This is a genomic window from Gluconacetobacter tumulisoli (assembly GCF_014174155.1).
Classification (GTDB): domain Bacteria; phylum Pseudomonadota; class Alphaproteobacteria; order Acetobacterales; family Acetobacteraceae; genus Gluconacetobacter; species Gluconacetobacter tumulisoli.
This window is the reverse complement of sequence record NZ_JABEQM010000002.1, coordinates 280,799-296,476: the sequence shown is the minus strand read 5'-3', so window position 1 is coordinate 296,476 and position 15,678 is coordinate 280,799. Positions and strand designations below refer to the sequence as shown.

The following is a 15,678-nucleotide window of genomic DNA, read 5'->3' as shown; positions in this document are numbered from 1 at the left end:
TGCCGTCAGAGGACGCCTGCCCCTTCAGTACAGTTCGATAGGTTCGAATTGTGCGAACATGTCGCGGGCTTCGGGTAAATCATGTAGCGCGTCTGGTTTCAGGAAAGGCTGCATCATGATGGGCAACCGACATGGGGCGTAGACGGACTGACATGCTATTCCGCTTTGGAAGGTATTGATTTTTGAAGCCAAGCTTCACGCTGAAGACGAAATTCGTATTCGTGGCTTGTGGCCCCTTTGAAGAAATCTGCGTCTGGTACTGTTCGGACGAGATTGAAATACAGGGTCCTCAATAGTGCAATAGACGCCGTGTTTCTCGTATCGACAAAGGCATGAGCCACTTTAATTTGAGGGCGGCGAAAGATATCCGCCAAGGTCAGCTTCATGGCTCGGGTCGCGACGCCTTGGCGCCAGAAGGCCGGAAAGACGTGATAGGCGACAAGCGCATTGTCCCCCGTCAATGTGGCCTGCGTATACCCTACAGGCTGCTGGTCCGCAGTCCGTCTGACGGCCCAGTTCAGCCAGACCTCGGTACCATCCTGCGTGCCACCCGAGGACAGAAAAACATACCTGTCACGAAGAGCGTCGAGAGTTGCCGGTGGATCATCAGGGATGAAGCGATAGGCGCGGTCGTCTGATAATCCGGAAAACATATCAGGTGCGTCCTCAGGGCGAAGAGGTTCAAGATAAACTTCATTCATATCGCTCATGACCTCGTTTCCGGCAGACAAATTATGTCTGCTTCCCGAAGCTATCACATCCTGAAACCGCGTCTCTTATGAAGGTGCGTCCGGCCTGTCTGCCCGTATACTCAGGTAGGGCGGACCCAATGGCGGAAAGCGAGGCTATCTGCCATCGAGCGCAGTACGTACAAGCGAATCCCGCGCTGGCCGAACGGTCTGTAACGGGTGGACAAGTCTGAGTTGGATGAGGAAGATTTTAGGGGAGGTAATCTGCATTCCTGAGACATGATACCTTGATTACCGATACGGTGGCGAGCATCAGGAAGATTGACGGAATGCGTTACATAGCCAGCATCATCATATCGTTTTTGACGGTCGAGGGCGTCCCTGCGAATGCACAGACGATCGTGCCCTTTTCCTTGGACGACAACCTGGTGCATGTTGCGATGACGGTCAACGGACATGCGGCCAGCGGCGTCCTCGACAGCGGAACGGGAGGCGTGGGCCTTGATACGCATTATGCTGCTACATTCGGTCTGCAGCACGGGGGCAAGATCGGCTCGGTTTCTGGCGGGGGACAGAAAGAGCAGGTCGCTTACGCTGGTGAAAGTGAACCCACCGCCAGTCGAGCATTTAGCGAATGCCTCGATCAATCCCTTTTTGAGGAATATCAGATCAGTGAAAATGCATGGTCTCATGCCCGCACATGTTAATGGCGAGATTGATCTGTCTCATGAACTTTAGTGCATTTCTGGAAACAAGTTCCTTTTTTTCATGAGTGGAACCTATATTTTGTCGCTGATCTGCGGAATTTACAGTTATTTTCTTGTTGGCATCACCCGATTTCAGGGAACCGACAGCAAAGCCGATACGTCGAGGATGAGGTGGAAGCTTTCTTTTCTCGCCTGACTAAGCAAGCGCCTGAATTGCCAGATGCGCCACGGCCTGCTGAGTTTCCGGAACAATTCCCTCTTCCATAAACCAAACCGCTGACAAGCCGCTCCAAGCGTGGATCCAACGCAGGAGTCTGGCAGGCTCAATCATCGCATGTGAACTTACCTGTCTGACCCTGTGTTCGAACCGTTTCGGCGAAGCAGCGTAGGGGCGCTGTGGATCAGCAAGGTCGGGGTTTAGAAACAAGGCTGCGAAATCGGCGGCTCGTTCTCCGTAAAGCCCTTTCGGATCGATCGCGCGCCAACCTCGCGCTCCGAAGTCCAGAATGTTGCCGTGATGGAGATCTCCATGCAGGGTAATCGGCTCTCGTGGGTCGCTTAGCAAGTCGCGGGCTTGACGGGCGCAGTCTTTTATCCATTCGGCGCTGTTTGGGGGCAGTTCGAGCAAATCGGCGAACCATCTGTCCAAGGAGCGCATATCCGTTTGTTGTAATAGCGAGGCTGAATGCAGAAGCTTTGCTGTCTCGCAGAGTTTTCGTGTCGCTTCGTCGTCTAAATCAGCGTAAACGAAGTCGGCGAGGGTTCGATTGCTCACCGCTCTTTCAAGCAGAAGAGCGCCTTGATCATGTTCCATAACTGCGGCGGCACCCTGGCCATCCCATAGAACCATGAGATGATTGCCGCGAAGTTCATCAGGATCGGAGGTAATTTTCAACATGGCTGGAGAGCCATCACGGGTGACAGGCATCAGCAGGGAACTTGCCGTCAAAATGGGCTGACCATCTTCAATCAGATGCCATTGGGACAGCAAGGCGTTCGCTGCTGAATGGAGAGGGGTATGGCTTATTGCACGGTGCATTTTGCGATATTAAAGCGCATGCCATCTGTCCGCTATCGGGAATGCTTCAAGCGCCCGCGATGACCGAGAAGAATGCGTGTTCCGCCGCCCTGCTATTTGCGCATGATAGACCGGAAGCTTTGGCGGGTAATCGGAATGTCGGCTCTCAGGGCCCGGACCCATAAGGGGATTCCCATTGCGAGCGGCGTGTGATTCGCTGTTTCTGAAAGGAGACGAGCGATGGACGCTGACCTTTTCTGGTTTTCGGACCGGCAGTTTGCGCGGATTGCGCCGCATCTGCCCACCGATACGCGTGGCAAGCCGCGCGTGGATGATCGACGCGTGATCAGCGGCATCATTCAGATCATGCTGTCCGGCGCGCGGTGGAAGGATGTGCCGTCCGCGTATGGCCCGCGCAAGACGCTCTACAATCGGTTTCAGCGCTGGGCTGCGAAAGGCGCCTGGGCGCGCCTGTTCGAGGCGCTGGCGCAGAGCGGTGGACCGTCTGCCGAACTTCTGATCGACAGTTCCGCCGTGAAGGCCCGTCGCTGCGCCTGCGGCGGAAAAAGGGGGAGCGACACCAGGCCATCGGCCGATCGCGTGGCGGGCGCACGACCAGGATCCACGCGCTGACGGATGCCGCCTGCCGCCCGGTCGCCTTCGTGCTGACCGGCGGCAACGTCGCGGATTGCACGGCAGCGGTTCCGCTGCTGGAGCAGGTCTCGAACGCCCGGCTGATCCACGGCGACAAGGGCTACGACATCAATGCGGTGCGTCGACAGATCGAGGGCAAGGGCGCCGCGCCGAACATCCCGCCCAGGGCCGACCGGGTCTGGAAGAACTGTTTTTCGCCGGTCCTTTATCGGACGCGAAATGCCATTGAGCGCATGTTCAACCGCCGCAAGGACTTCCGCCGCATCGCGACACGTTACGATCGCAATGCCATTAACTTCCACGCCGCCATCTGCCTCGTCGCGGCCGTCAGCTACTGGTTATGAGTCCGGGCCCTAACACGGTATTTTCATTCTTGCTCAAGACCTGCTCCTTTTCCGGACTCGCTACGCAGTGGCGAGCCAGTTTTCGACCTTCAGGCCGCACACACGCGCGAACTCACCGGTGTTGGCGGTGACGAGTACCGCGCCAACGGCACAAGCATGTGCGGCAATCAAGAGATCGTTCGGGCCGATCGGCTTTCCGGCCGCCTCGAGATCCGCCCGGATGCGGCCATATTCAGCGTCGGCCGGGAGATCGAGGGCAAGCACGGTGGTGCTCTGCAGGATTGCCTCGATCTGCGCCGTCAGTCTCGGCGAGCCCTTCTTCACGCAGCCATAACGAAGTTCAGCGGCGGCGATGACGCTGACACAAATCGCGTCGTCACCGACAGACACGATATGCCGAGCGGCCCTGCCCTGAGGATTCCGGGCCAGATCAGAGATGATATTGGTGTCCAGCATGAAGAGCGCCGTCACAGGTCAATTTCCCGCGTCGGCAGGAGTGTGCCGTCGATATCGGGGAAGGCGTCTTCGGCTGGTAGGGGCTTCAGTTCGGCGAGGACGGCGGACAAACGCTTCCCAGGCACAGGTTCGATGATCAGCCGTGAACCCTCCCGGTGAATCAGGACCCGCTCACCGGGAAGTTCGAAGTCGGCCGGAATGCGAACCGCCTGGCTCTTGTTGTTCCGAAAGAGTTTGGCCTCACGTGGGGGGGAGGCATTCATCTGGCTACGGGAGGGCATGTGAGGCTCCGTGTATATCCATTGCATATACACGGAGCGGCGGCGGCTTTCAACCAGCATCTCACGGCTGCTTTGGTGGGAGAGCGGATGTCGGCTCCGGGTGGTGTTTCTTCCTATGGGACATCTTGAAACCGGTCGTGCCCAGGCGAGAAACGCAGCCAGAGCCACCCCGCCAGGGCGGACAGGACGGAACCGGCGAAGATGCCCATCCTGGCGGGGGTTACGAGGTCTGATCCGGAAAATGCCAGGTTCGCGATGAACAGGCTGATCGTGAATCCAATGCCGCACAGGAGCGAAAGACCAAACAGCATTCCTGTTGGTGTTTCGGCCGGAAGTGCTGCGATCTTCAGCCTGGTCGAGAGCAGTGTCGCGCCGAAGACACCGACAGGTTTGCCGACAAGCAGACCCAGCATGATCCCTAACGGAACAGCCTTCAGCATCATGTCCGAATGAACGCCTGCCAGTGACACGCCCACGTTCATGAAGCCGAAAAGCGGCAGAACGACCCAGGTGACGAAAGGCGTCAGTGCGGACGCCGCACGATCGAGGGGAGCAATCTGTCCGGCACGCCGTCCGGACGTGGTTGCGGGCAGGCAGAGGCCGGTTGCAACCCCGGCAAGGGTCGGGTGCAGGCCGGAAGCCAGAAGCGCTACCCACAGCAGAACGCAACCGATCCCGTAACTCCAGAGGGTTCCGATCCCGGTCCTGTTCGCCCCGATCAACGCTGCCGTGACGATCACGGCCGTTGCCATCGCCGGCCAGTACAGGGCGCCCCCGTAGAACAGGGCGATCACCACGATCCCCAGCACATCGTCGAAAATGGCAAGCGCCATCAGCCAGGCCCTGGCTCCGCGCGAGACATGCCTTCCAAGAGCAAGAATGATCGGCAGCGTGAACGCAGCGTCCGTCGCAACAGGAATGGCCCAGCCGCGTGTCGCTTCCGGATGCGCGCATGTCACCAGCAGATACGTCAGGGCGGGCACGATCATTCCACCCAGCGCCCCGATGAGCGGAAGGGCCACGCGGCGTGGCGACGCGAGGTGCCCGGAGACAATTTCCTTCTTGATTTCGAGAATGATCACCAGAAAGAACAGGGTCATGAGTCCGTCGGAGACCCATGCATCAATGTTTTCCGGCCCCCGTGCCCCCAGGACGGAAAGTGTCACGGGGGTCGTTACCAGGGCGGTATAACCCGACGCCCATGGCGAATTTGCCAGGGCAAAGCCCGCGAGGGATGCAAGCAGGAGGACGGATGCCCCGCCCGAAGGGGAGCGCAGGAAACGTCGAATGCGAGCCGCAGGGGTGCCGGGGACGTCAGTCATCCCTCCTTGTTGGATGAGACGGATCGTTCATGCAAGCCGATCGCCTTGCGCCGCTTTGTGATCGCGTCTCCATGGTGTTCGCTTCCTGAAAGTCCCGTTGACGGATTTGGTGTCTCGCACGAAGGCTGCCGCCGACGTTCTGCCTCTTCCAGCGAGCAGGACCGCCAGCGCGATCTGAACAGGCTCTCCGGTCATCTCAGGCTGGCAGGGTGAGGCGCCGGATCTTTCCGGCGACGACGAGGTAAAGCAGGATCGCCGCCAGACAATGCGCGGCGACGAACAGTAATGCGCCGTCATAGGACGCGGTCAGCGATACGATGTAACCGATTGCGATCGGCGTCACGATGCCGGCAATATTGCCGATCCCATTGAAAATGCCGGCGGCCAGACCGGGTACTTCCTTCGGAGCGATGTCGGAGATGACCGCCCAGCCGATCGCGGCCACACCCTTGCCGAAGAAGGCCAGCGACATGATCGCGATGATGAACAGGGGAGACTGGACGAAATTGCAGAGACAAAGAGTGGAAGCCAGCGCCATCCCGACAACGAAGGGCGTCTTTCGTGCGAAGCTCTCCGAGCGTCCGGAGCGTAGCAGCCTGTCGGACACGGCGCCGCCGATGATGGCGCCGAGCAGACCGCAGAGCGCCGGCACACTCGCGGCGAAACCGGTTTCCGTGAGCGAGAGTCCCCGTGCCTGGTGCAGGTAGGAGGGAAACCATGTCAGGAAGAAATAAAGAATGACATTGATGCAATACTGGCCGCCATAGACGCCCAGAAGGGTCCGGTCGGTCAGCATGAACCGAATCTGTCTGCCGTTGAGTCTCCGTTTCGTCCGTCTGCTCCTGTCGTCGATATCGACGAGCGCGCCTCCCTCGCGGATATAGGCCAGTTCCGCGGCATTCACGGCGGAATGCTTCGCAGGGGCGCGCATTGTCGCAAGCCAGAGCAGGGCGAGCAGCACGCCCAGAAGGCCCATCATGGCAAAAATATATTCCCACCCGAGGCGCTGCGTGACCCAGCCCATCAACGGTGCGAAAAAAGCGACGGCGACATACTGCGCCGAGTTGAATATGGATGTCGCCAGACCTCTTTCGGCCGTCGGGAACCAGCTGGACGTGATGCGGCTGTTGGCAGGAAAGGCCGGCGCTTCCACCAGGCCAAGTCCAGCCCAGAGGATGAACAGCGTCGGAAATACCAGGCTGTGCGGGACCTGGCCGACACCGGCGATCGCCAGCGTGCACAGCGACCATGCGAAGAGGCTGGCCCCATAGACACGAATGGAGCCGTAACGGTCCAGCAGCCAGCCGCCGGGTACCTGATTCAGCACATAGGCCCAGCCGAACGCCGAGAAGACATACCCCATGGAAACCGGGTTCAGGCCAAGGTCATGAGAGATGCTGGACCTTGCGATCCCGAGCGTCGCGCGATCACCGTAATTGATTGCGGTTATGGTGAAGAGAAATGCGAGAACGAAATATCGGACTACGGTTCGCCGCTGGCTGCGTGCGGCATCTGACGGGAATCCGGCGGCTGGGTGCGTTGGCGCCCCTTTTATTATATTCACCCTGTGTCTCCCTCGATGCGGGGCCCGGGATACGCCGGTGCGGGCTCCGGGTGGCGAGACATCGGGACCCCGCGATCATGCGCGAAACACAACGCCTCGGGCGCGGGGACGTCAAAATCAATCAGTGGATGGATCAATACAAGGCTGGCATCGCTCAGGCCGGCGGCGGCTCGCTCTCCCCGACAAGGCGTGTGATCACGTTCATGACATTCCCCAGGACCAGGCTCGGGTCCTCGGCGCGATACGCCATGAAAAGCTCGGCGGATATGTCCGTGCCGAATCCCAGACTGCGATAAACGACGTTGCTGATCCCGAGGCGGGAGGCCGAGCGGGGAATCAGCGCTATGCCCATTCCCGTCTTCACAAGGGAAAGCAGGGCGTGGATCTGCGTCATATGGTGGACAAGTCTCGGCTGGATACCCGAGCCGACCAGAAGCCTGTGCACAAGATCGTGAAAATATCCGCCGCCCAGAACGGAATACATGATGAGTTCCTGTCCCTCCAGATCTGCGGGCATCACCACCTCCAGCGCCGCCATGGGATGATCTTCGGGAATGGCGGCTAGCATGGGTTCCGTAACGATCCTGCGTCGCTCGATATCCGGCGCATCGAAATGCGGGCGCATGAAGCCGATGTCGAGCCGATGCGAGGCAAGGGCGGAAAGCTGATCGCGGGTGACCATCTCTTCAAGTATCGGCTCGACGTCGGGATAATCGGCGCGCAGGGCCGAAATCAGGCGCGGCAGAAAATCGTAGCTGCAGCTTGGCGTGAAACCGATGGCGATCTGGCCCAGCGCGCCGCGCCCGGCCCGACGCGCCGCGAGAACCGCGTCCTCGGCGCTGCGCAGGAGCCGTCGTCCTTCCGGCAGGAAGACAGAGCCGGCCTGGGTCAGGCGCACCACGCGACTGGTGCGCTCCAGCAGTTCGACACCGAGCGCGTGTTCGAGAAGCTGGATCTGCCGGCTCAACGGCGGCTGCGTCATGTTCAGGCGCGCGGCCGCCCGCCCGAAATGAAGTTCCTCCGCGACGGTGACGAAGCACCGGACCTGGGTGAGCTGAATCATCGATATCAATCCTGTCTCAATCCATGCCGTATCTAATCTGGACACCCTGGACCTGTCGCGTCCTAACTGCGGCGGCAGACCCCCGTCACGCGGTCATAGCAGGCATCGCGGTGGGGGCAGGGAGAATGACGCATGACTGAAGACGCCGGAGCCCGCCCCCCAGGCCTGACCGCAGGCGAAGCCGACAGGCCCAGGCTGCGGAGCGAGCGTTGGTTCGGGCCGGCCGACCTGCGCAGTTTCGGGCATCGTTCGCGTGCGATGCAGATGGGTTACGATCCGAAGGACTGGGAAGGGAAACCCGTCATCGCGATCCTCAACACCTGGTCGGACATCAACCCGTGTCACATGCATTTCCGACAGCGGGTCGAGGACGTGAAGCGTGGCGTGCTGGAAGCGGGCGGCTTTCCGATGGAGCTTCCGGCGATCTCGCTTTCCGAGAATTTCATGAAGCCCACAACGATGTTGTATCGCAACATGCTGGCGATGGAATCCGAGGAACTGCTCCGCTCCTACCCGGCGGACGGTGCGGTGCTGATGGGCGGCTGCGACAAAACCACGCCCGGCCTGCTCCTCGGCGCGACCAGCATGGATATCCCGGCGATCTACGTACCTGCCGGCCCGATGCTGCGCGGCAACTGGCAGGGGAAGACGCTGGGTTCGGGTTCGGATTCGTGGAAATACTGGGACAAGCTGAGGGCAGGCGAGATCACCCGGGAAGACTGGCTCGGCGTCGAGGCGGGGATCGCCCGCAGCGCCGGCACGTGCATGACCATGGGCACGGCCAGTACGATGACCGCCGTTGCCGAGGCGATCGGTCTGTCGCTGCCGGGCGCCAGTTCGATTCCGGCCGTCGATTCCAATCATATCCGCATGGCGAAAACGTCCGGACGCCGGATCGTGGAGATGGTGCGTGAGGATCTGAAGCCATCGAAAATCGCGACCCGTGCGGCATTTCTGAACGCGATCGCGGTGGCGATGGCGATGGGCTGCTCGACCAACGCGATCATTCACGTCATCGCCATGGCGCGTCGGGCGGGCATCGATATCGGCCTTGACGATTTCGACCGGGCCAGCCGCGAGGTGCCGGTGATCGCCAACGTGCGTCCTACGGGCACGACCTATCTGATGGAGGATTTCTATTACGCGGGCGGCATTGCGGCGCTGATGAATCGTATCTCGGCTTTCCTGGACCTGTCCTGCCTCACGGTGACGGGCAGGACCGTTGGCGAGAACATCAATGCCGCGAAGGTTTATGATGACGATGTGATCCGCCCGCTCGACAAGCCGGTGTTTACCGGCGAAGCCGGCGGCGCGCTGACCGTCCTGCGCGGTAATATCGCACCGGATGGCTGCGTGATGAAACCGGCCTGCTGCGATCCGAAGTTCCACAGGCATAGCGGCCCGGCCCTGGTCTTCGACGATTACCCGTCGATGAAGAGGGCAATCGAGGACGAGGACCTGGACGTGACCGAGAACCATGTCCTCGTGCTGCGCAATGCGGGCCCGTTGGGCGGTCCGGGCATGCCGGAATGGGGGATGCTGCCCATCCCGAAAAAACTCATCAGGCAGGGTGTGCGCGACATGCTGCGTCTTTCCGATGCGCGGATGAGCGGCACCAGCTACGGCGCGTGTATCCTCCATGTGGCGCCGGAGGCCTATGTCGGCGGCCCGCTGGCGCTGCTGAAGACGGGAGACGTCATCTCGGTGGATGTGGAGGCGCGCTCGATTTCCATGGAGATTTCCGAGGCGGAGCTGGAGCGACGCCGCGCCGACTGGAAGGCGCCCCCGCCGCGCTATGAGCGGGGGTATGGCTGGATGGCGGCGCATCACATCGTCCAGGCCGACAAGGGCTGCGATTTTGATTTCCTGCAGGCAGATTTCGGCGCGCCGGTGTCCGAACCGGCGATCTACTGAGGCCGCATGCGTTCGGGGCAGGCCCCGGGATATTCCGGAGCAGGCAGGTCCCGGCGACGCGCACCGATGGAGACAGGGCAATGACGACCCACAGAAATCCCATACGGCGTATCTGGGCGGAAGGCCACGCAGTACTGAATGGCTGGCTTTCCATGGACAGTCCGTTTTCGGCCGAGATCATGGCCTCGGCCGGCTATGATTCCGTGACCATCGACATTCAGCACGGTGCTGTCGATTACAATGGCATGCTTCCAATGCTTCAGGCGATGCGCGCCTCGGGCGTTGCGACGATGGCGCGGGCAAGCTGGCTGGATCCGGGCGCGATCATGAAAATCCTCGATGCCGGCGCCTGGGGTGTGATCTGCCCCATGATCAACACTCGTGCGGAGGCGGAACGGCTCGTTTCCTGCGTGCGGTACCCGCCGAAGGGCAATCGCAGCTTCGGGCCGACGCGCGCGAACTTCGCCCTTGGCAGCGATTATGCCGATTTTGCCGATGACGAGGTGGTGTGCCTTGCCATGGTCGAGACTGCGGAAGCCATGGCCAATCTCGACGAGATCGTCAGAACGCCGGGACTGGATGGCGTCTATGTCGGACCGGCCGACCTGACCTTCGGCCTGACCGGGCGCAGGTACCGGACCGGGTTCGACCGCGAGGAACCTGAGATGATCGAGGCGATCCAGCGCGTGATCGCGGCCGCGCACGGCGCCGGCATTCGACTGGGGCTGCATAACGGCACCGCAGCCTATGCCGCGAAGGGCGTTTCCTGGGGTGCCGACCTGGTCACGGTTTCCAATGATGTCCGCCTGCTCGCCCAGGGGGCACAGCATTCCGTTGCCGAGTTCCGCAAGCTGGTGGGCGGTGCTCCCGCAATGACGGGCAGTGCTCCTGTTTCAGGCTACTGATCGCACGCCCGTCCGGATCGTCACATCGATATTCGTTTTGGAAAAGAGACATGATGACTATTCCCCATGTTATCGACGGTCGCCATACGGAAGGTCATGGTACCCGCCGGGCGGATGTTTTCAATCCCGCGAGCGGTGAGGTCGCCAGGCAGGTGCCTCTGGGTGACCAGGCAGACCTGGAAGCTGCCATAGCGGCCGCACGGAAGGCATTCCCCGCCTGGGCCGAGACGCCGCCATTGACCCGTGCGCGTATCCTGTTTCGCGCCCGCGACCTGATCGAGGCGCGCAGGGACGATCTGGCCGCCATCATCACCGCCGAGCATGGAAAGGTGCTTTCGGATGCGAAGGGCGAGGTCACGCGCGGGCTGGAGGTCGTGGAATTCGCCACCGCCGCACCGGAAATCCTGAAGGGAGAATATACCGAGCAGGTCAGCCGGGGGATCGACGCCTGGACGATGCGCCAGCCATTGGGCATCACCGCGGGCATCACGCCGTTCAATTTCCCCGTCATGGTGCCGCTGTGGATGGCGCCGATGGCGATTGCGACCGGCAACTGCTTCATTCTTAAACCGTCCGAACGAGATCCGTCGGCGTCGGTCCTTCTGGCCGACATCCTGAAGGAGGCCGGCCTGCCTGACGGCGTGTTCCAGGTTGTCCATGGTGACAAGGACATGGTCAATGCCATCCTGGAACATCCGGCGATCCAGGCGGTCAGCTTCGTCGGATCGACCCCGATCGCGAAGCATGTTTATGCGACCGGTACTGCTGCCGGAAAGCGCGTGCAGGCGCTGGGAGGCGCGAAGAACCACGCCATTGTCATGCCGGATTGCGATCTCGAGAAGACGGTGGACGCGCTGATTGGTGCGGCCTACGGTTCGGCCGGCGAGCGCTGCATGGCGATTTCCGTGGCGGTCGCCGTCGGCCCGGTCGCGGACCGCCTTGTCTCGCTGATTGCCGAGCGCACGCGATCGCTGAAGGTCGGCAGCGGTGCCGACGACAGCAATGAGATGGGCCCGGTCGTTACGGCCCAGCATCGCGCGAGGATCGGCAGGCTGGTCGATGCCGGGGTCGAGCAGGGTGCCACGCTCGTGGTCGACGGGCGCGGTCTGACGGTGCCGGGACACGAGAAGGGTTTCTTCATCGGGGGTTCGTTGTTCGACAATGTCACAACGGAGATGGACATCTATCGCGAGGAGATCTTCGGACCGGTTCTATGCGTGATGCGTGCGCCGGATTTCGATGCCGCGCTGAAAATCGTCAACGACAGCCCCTATGGAAATGGATCGGCGATCTTTACGCGGGACGGCGACACGGCCCGGGCGTTCACGCACTGCGTCAGCGCAGGTATGATCGGCATAAACGTGCCAATTCCCGTGCCGATGGCGTTCCACTCCTTCGGCGGCTGGAAGGATTCGCTGTTTGGCGACCATCACATGCACGGGCCCGAAGGCGTGCGTTTCTTTACGCGGATGAAGGCGATCACGCAGCGCTGGCCGGCGGGAATCCGCGCCGGGGCCGAGTTTGTGATGCCCACGCACGCATGAGGCGCAAGTCCTGCTTTGCGGCGGCGAGGTCGAGAAAGGCGGGGAACGGTTTCCTCGCCTTGTCATGGCGGGTGGCGACCGGCAGGGACGGCAGGGGATCGGCGCCGGAACAATCGGACAGTTCGCCACCCGCCAGCGGCCACGCCTCCACAGGTCTCCGCAAAGGCCAGCGCTGAAACACGTCCAGGCCAGTCCGAAAAGACCTTTCGTCACCAGAACCTGCGTCTGATCATGGCGGCGTCAGCGCCCTTTCGTGATGAAAGGTGCAAGCGCCTCGTAAACGGGGCCTGGGGCCGAGGCCCCAGCGGAGGGCGGGGCAGTGCCCCGCGCCCTTTTTCGTTCGGGGTCAGGCTTTCGGGGCCTTGGGGACGAAGACCATGTCGTCGGCGACGAAGCGGGTGGCGTTCTGGGCGTCCTGCAGGGCCTGGTCGGCGGCGGTGGTGTCGGCGCCGTGCACGAGGTTCGACGCGCGATAGACGTCGGCCGTCACGGTCTGCAGGGGGGCGACGATCATGACGAAATCGACGTCGATATCCGCGGCCTTCAGGCTTTGCGCGGCGGCGGCGCTTTCGCCTTTCTTCAGGTGCTGGCTGGCGGTCTTCGCGGCCTGCGTCTTGTCGGTGGGGGCGGCGGCGGGATCGGAGGAGACCACATATTCCGCGTCGACCGGGATCCAGGTGACGGCCGGGGCGGCGGAGGCCGGGTCGGGGGTCTTGCCGGGCGTGCCCTGCGGTGCGTGGGGGGCCGGGGTCAGGGCCGATTCCGCGCGGGTGAAGGCGTGATTGTCCGTCTGGGCGCGGGCCAGCGCCGTGTTGGCGTCGGCGAGGAAGGTGCCGGCCGCGCCCTTGTCGCCCTGCGCCAGGGCCTGGCGGGCGAGGTCGATGTCGGCGTAGGCGCGCAGGCCGTCCCGCGACAGCCGGCTGAAATCATGGTCGACGGCGGCCTGGTCCGGCCGCGCGGTGTGGACCGGGGCGGCGGACGGCGTGGCGGCCGGGGCGATGGTCGGGGTGGCGACCAGGGCGGCGGCGAGGAGGGCGAGGGACAGAACGGAACGCTGTTGCATCGGATGACCTCGGCTGTTGGCACGGTCAGGGTCGCGCCTTTCCCGCCGGGGGCAAAGACCCGCGCGTGCAAGGCCGCGTCCCCCTCGCTGCATGGCGTGGGGCGCGGCGTGGCGCGGGCGTGGAGGGGGTGCGGGGAGCGCGGGAGTGGGTGGCGGTCCGACGGGAAAGGTCGCGTCGCATGCCCCGTATTTCCGGGCAGCCCGATTGCACGGTTGCCCTTCCGCCCCCCGGGCGGGTAGGATGCGGCGTCAGGGCACAGGCACCGCCCGCTTGTCCGGTCGTCCCCGCGTGGGGCGCGGTGGGGGTTTGGGTGCATGTCTTCTGCTGCCTCTCGTTTCATCTGGCCCAATGGTTTCAGCGTGGATGCCGCCGGCGTGCCGCGGGCGGGCGCGCGGCTGTCGTTCTACCGGACCGGGACGACCACGCCGCAGGCGACCTATGCCGATCCGGGCCTGACGATCCCCAATGCCAACCCTGTCGTCGCGGACGAGGCCAGCCAGTTCGGTGACATCTTCCTGCTGAGTTCTCCCGGATATGCCGTGGTGCTGGAAGATGCCGGCGGCAGCCAGGTCTGGACGGCAGACCCGGTGGGCGCCGGGACGGGCGGGACGGGGGCGGTGCCGGTCGGGGCGGTCACGGATTTCGCCGGGGCGACGGCGCCGCCCGGCTGGCTGTTCTGTGCCGGGCAACTGGTCGGGCGGACGGCCTATGCGGCCCTGTTCGCGGCGATCGGGACCCTGTACGGCGCGGGCGACGGCGCGACGGATTTCGCGCTGCCCGACCTGCGCGGGCGGGCGACGTTCGGCGTCGACAACATGGGCGGGGCGGCGGCCAACCTGGTCACGGAGGCAGGGTCGGGGTTGAACGGCGTTCAGCTGGGCGCCGTGGGCGGCAGCCAGATGGCCGCGTCGCACACGCATGCGGTCACGGACCCGGGGCATTCCCACGGCGTCACCGACCCCGGCCATGCCCACGCGCCCAATCACGGCGGCGGCTTCGTGGTGCCGGAGCGTTCGGGCGGCGAGATCACGGCCAGCTTCGCCGGCGGCGGCGACGTCGAGGAGACGGCGACGGCGCAGACCAGCGTCGGGACCACCGGCATTGCCGTGGCGGCCGCCGCGACCGGCCTGACCATCGCCAGCGCGGGCACGGGCGCCAGCCAGAACATTCCGCCGGCGATGATGCTGAACCGGATCATCTATACCGGGGTCGGCGGATGAGCGCCGCCGCGCCGTCGCGGGAGGGCGGCCTGCCGGAACCGGTCCTGCTGGACCCCGTCGAGGCGTCCGAGGCGTTGCGCGACCATGGCGTGCGGATCGGGCGGCTGGAGGCCGGGCAACAGGGGCTGATGGTCAAGCTGGCCGAGATCTCGGCCGAGGGGCGGACGCGCGGCGAGCATCAGGACCGGCGCGCCGACCGCGATTCCCAGCAGACGCAGCAGGCGATCGCCGGCCTGCGCAGCGAGATGCGCGCGACCATCGCCGAGACGACGGCCCCGCTGTCCGAGGCGCAGCGGACCCTGATCCGCCAGAGCGAGCAGATTGCCGGCGGCATCAAGGTGATTCGCAACATGGGCATCGGCATCGGCGGCGTCGTGTCGGCGCTGCTGGGGTTCCAGCCGTTCGTCGACTGGATCGGCCATGTGCTGCGGCTGGGGGGACGCTGATGGGCGGCATCGATCCCGCGCAGCTGAAATGGCGCGTCGTCGCCCCCACGCTGGCGGCGCTGCCGGCGGGGCTGGCGGGGGACGCGGCGGTGAATCTGCTGACGGGCACGGCGCTGGCCGAAAGCGGCGGGGCCTTCCTGGCGCAGCTGGGCGGCGGCCCGGCGCTGGGCCTGTGGCAGATGGAGCCGGCGACCCATGACGATATCTGGCGCAGTTTCCTGTCCGACGCGCGGTTCGGCGAGATCGCGGCGCGCGTGCGGCGGATGAGCTGTGCGGACCTGCCGCGCGTGCAGCAGCTGGTCGGCAACCTGCGCTACGGCTGCGCGATGGCGCGGCTGGCCTATTACCGCGCGCCCGACGTCCTGCCGGATGCCGGCGACGCCGCGGGCATGAGCGCGCTGCACAAGCGTGTCTACAACACGGCGCGCGGCGCGGCGGATCCCATCATCACGATCGCGGCGTTCCGGCGCGCGATTGCAGCATAGGA

At 63.4% G+C, this 15,678-nt stretch carries 16 protein-coding genes; 8 read left to right on the top strand and 8 right to left on the bottom strand.

Annotation, left to right across the window (positions count from 1 at the left end; translation table 11 throughout):
- Positions 1-155: 155 nt before the first annotated feature.
- Entirely contained in the window at positions 156-710 is a 555-nt protein-coding gene (locus HLH28_RS03710) for a GNAT family N-acetyltransferase (RefSeq protein WP_246395640.1), read from the bottom strand.
- 308 nt (positions 711-1,018) lie between these two features.
- Between HLH28_RS03710 and HLH28_RS03705 the strand changes: the two genes are divergently transcribed.
- On the top strand, positions 1,019-1,396 hold the full coding sequence (locus HLH28_RS03705) for a hypothetical protein (RefSeq protein WP_182954611.1): 378 nt from the start codon (positions 1,019-1,021) through the stop codon (positions 1,394-1,396).
- A gap of 196 nt (positions 1,397-1,592) precedes the next feature.
- Here HLH28_RS03705 and HLH28_RS03700 read toward each other — a convergent pair whose 3' ends face one another.
- Positions 1,593-2,387 (bottom strand): aminoglycoside phosphotransferase family protein, encoded by a 795-nt coding sequence (locus HLH28_RS03700; protein ID WP_220789913.1) that lies wholly within the window; start codon positions 2,385-2,387, stop codon positions 1,593-1,595.
- A 267-nt stretch (positions 2,388-2,654) separates the two neighbouring features.
- On the opposite strand from HLH28_RS03700, the gene HLH28_RS03695 reads away from it, so the two are divergent.
- A protein-coding gene (locus HLH28_RS03695) for an IS5 family transposase (protein WP_182954607.1) occupies positions 2,655-3,412 on the top strand; the annotation gives its coding sequence in 2 pieces (ribosomal slippage) (positions 2,655-2,982 and positions 2,982-3,412; 759 coding nt in all).
- A gap of 60 nt (positions 3,413-3,472) precedes the next feature.
- On the opposite strand, the gene HLH28_RS03690 is transcribed toward HLH28_RS03695, so the two are convergent.
- From HLH28_RS03690 to HLH28_RS03670, 5 genes are all read right to left on the bottom strand, one after another.
- Positions 3,473-3,883, bottom strand: a complete 411-nt coding sequence (locus HLH28_RS03690) for a PIN domain-containing protein (RefSeq protein WP_182954604.1) — start codon at positions 3,881-3,883, stop codon at positions 3,473-3,475.
- Complete coding sequence (locus HLH28_RS03685; RefSeq protein WP_182954600.1) at positions 3,880-4,149, bottom strand: antitoxin; 270 nt, start codon at positions 4,147-4,149, stop codon at positions 3,880-3,882. The genes HLH28_RS03690 and HLH28_RS03685 overlap by 4 nt, the downstream gene beginning before the upstream one ends.
- A 113-nt stretch (positions 4,150-4,262) precedes the next feature.
- The gene (nhaA, locus tag HLH28_RS03680; RefSeq protein ID WP_182954597.1) at positions 4,263-5,471 is read right to left on the bottom strand and encodes a Na+/H+ antiporter NhaA; all 1,209 of its coding nucleotides are present in this window, start codon (positions 5,469-5,471) and stop codon (positions 4,263-4,265) included.
- Between the two features lie 196 nt (positions 5,472-5,667).
- Positions 5,668-7,035: a D-galactonate transporter gene (locus HLH28_RS03675; RefSeq protein ID WP_182954594.1), complete on the bottom strand. Its 1,368-nt coding sequence runs from the start codon at positions 7,033-7,035 to the stop codon at positions 5,668-5,670.
- A gap of 154 nt (positions 7,036-7,189) precedes the next feature.
- On the bottom strand, positions 7,190-8,098 hold the full coding sequence (locus tag HLH28_RS03670; protein WP_182954590.1) for a LysR family transcriptional regulator: 909 nt from the start codon (positions 8,096-8,098) through the stop codon (positions 7,190-7,192).
- A gap of 132 nt (positions 8,099-8,230) precedes the next feature.
- On the opposite strand from HLH28_RS03670, the gene araD reads away from it, so the two are divergent.
- The 3 genes from araD to HLH28_RS03655 all read left to right on the top strand — a co-directional run bounded on the left by araD (position 8,231) and on the right by HLH28_RS03655 (position 12,461).
- The gene (gene araD / locus HLH28_RS03665; RefSeq protein ID WP_182954588.1) at positions 8,231-10,012 is read left to right on the top strand and encodes an L-arabinonate dehydratase; all 1,782 of its coding nucleotides are present in this window, start codon (positions 8,231-8,233) and stop codon (positions 10,010-10,012) included.
- Between the two features lie 80 nt (positions 10,013-10,092).
- Positions 10,093-10,917: an HpcH/HpaI aldolase family protein gene (locus HLH28_RS03660; RefSeq protein ID WP_182954585.1), complete on the top strand. Its 825-nt coding sequence runs from the start codon at positions 10,093-10,095 to the stop codon at positions 10,915-10,917.
- A 50-nt stretch (positions 10,918-10,967) separates the two neighbouring features.
- On the top strand, positions 10,968-12,461 hold the full coding sequence (locus HLH28_RS03655) for a CoA-acylating methylmalonate-semialdehyde dehydrogenase (protein WP_182954583.1): 1,494 nt from the start codon (positions 10,968-10,970) through the stop codon (positions 12,459-12,461).
- Positions 12,462-12,807: 346 nt separating this feature from the next.
- On the opposite strand, the gene HLH28_RS03650 is transcribed toward HLH28_RS03655, so the two are convergent.
- The gene (locus tag HLH28_RS03650; protein WP_182954581.1) at positions 12,808-13,524 is read right to left on the bottom strand and encodes a YfdX family protein; all 717 of its coding nucleotides are present in this window, start codon (positions 13,522-13,524) and stop codon (positions 12,808-12,810) included.
- 315 nt (positions 13,525-13,839) lie between these two features.
- On the opposite strand from HLH28_RS03650, the gene HLH28_RS03645 reads away from it, so the two are divergent.
- Genes HLH28_RS03645 through HLH28_RS03635 form a run of 3 tightly spaced genes read left to right on the top strand, consistent with a single transcriptional unit; the run spans position 13,840 to position 15,676 of the window.
- Positions 13,840-14,745, top strand: a complete 906-nt coding sequence (locus HLH28_RS03645; RefSeq protein WP_182954578.1) for a phage tail protein — start codon at positions 13,840-13,842, stop codon at positions 14,743-14,745.
- A complete protein-coding gene (locus HLH28_RS03640) occupies positions 14,742-15,191 on the top strand; it encodes a hypothetical protein (RefSeq protein ID WP_182954576.1) in 450 nt (149 codons plus the stop codon). Before HLH28_RS03645 ends, HLH28_RS03640 begins: the two co-directional genes overlap by 4 nt.
- A complete protein-coding gene (locus HLH28_RS03635) occupies positions 15,191-15,676 on the top strand; it encodes a hypothetical protein (RefSeq protein ID WP_182954574.1) in 486 nt (161 codons plus the stop codon). The genes HLH28_RS03640 and HLH28_RS03635 overlap by 1 nt, the downstream gene beginning before the upstream one ends.
- Positions 15,677-15,678: the final 2 nt, after the last annotated feature.

Coding starts and splice junctions, on each gene's coding strand:
- HLH28_RS03710 (WP_246395640.1), bottom strand. CDS start 710: ATGAGCGATATGAATGAAGTTTATCTTGAACCTCTTCGCCCTGAGGAC.
- HLH28_RS03705 (WP_182954611.1), top strand. CDS start 1,019: ATGCGTTACATAGCCAGCATCATCATATCGTTTTTGACGGTCGAGGGC.
- HLH28_RS03685 (WP_182954600.1), bottom strand. CDS start 4,149: ATGCCCTCCCGTAGCCAGATGAATGCCTCCCCCCCACGTGAGGCCAAA.
- nhaA (WP_182954597.1), bottom strand. CDS start 5,471: ATGACTGACGTCCCCGGCACCCCTGCGGCTCGCATTCGACGTTTCCTG.
- HLH28_RS03670 (WP_182954590.1), bottom strand. CDS start 8,098: ATGATTCAGCTCACCCAGGTCCGGTGCTTCGTCACCGTCGCGGAGGAA.
- araD (WP_182954588.1), top strand. CDS start 8,231: ATGACTGAAGACGCCGGAGCCCGCCCCCCAGGCCTGACCGCAGGCGAA.
- HLH28_RS03660 (WP_182954585.1), top strand. CDS start 10,093: ATGACGACCCACAGAAATCCCATACGGCGTATCTGGGCGGAAGGCCAC.
- HLH28_RS03655 (WP_182954583.1), top strand. CDS start 10,968: ATGATGACTATTCCCCATGTTATCGACGGTCGCCATACGGAAGGTCAT.
- HLH28_RS03650 (WP_182954581.1), bottom strand. CDS start 13,524: ATGCAACAGCGTTCCGTTCTGTCCCTCGCCCTCCTCGCCGCCGCCCTG.
- HLH28_RS03645 (WP_182954578.1), top strand. CDS start 13,840: ATGTCTTCTGCTGCCTCTCGTTTCATCTGGCCCAATGGTTTCAGCGTG.
- HLH28_RS03640 (WP_182954576.1), top strand. CDS start 14,742: ATGAGCGCCGCCGCGCCGTCGCGGGAGGGCGGCCTGCCGGAACCGGTC.
- HLH28_RS03635 (WP_182954574.1), top strand. CDS start 15,191: ATGGGCGGCATCGATCCCGCGCAGCTGAAATGGCGCGTCGTCGCCCCC.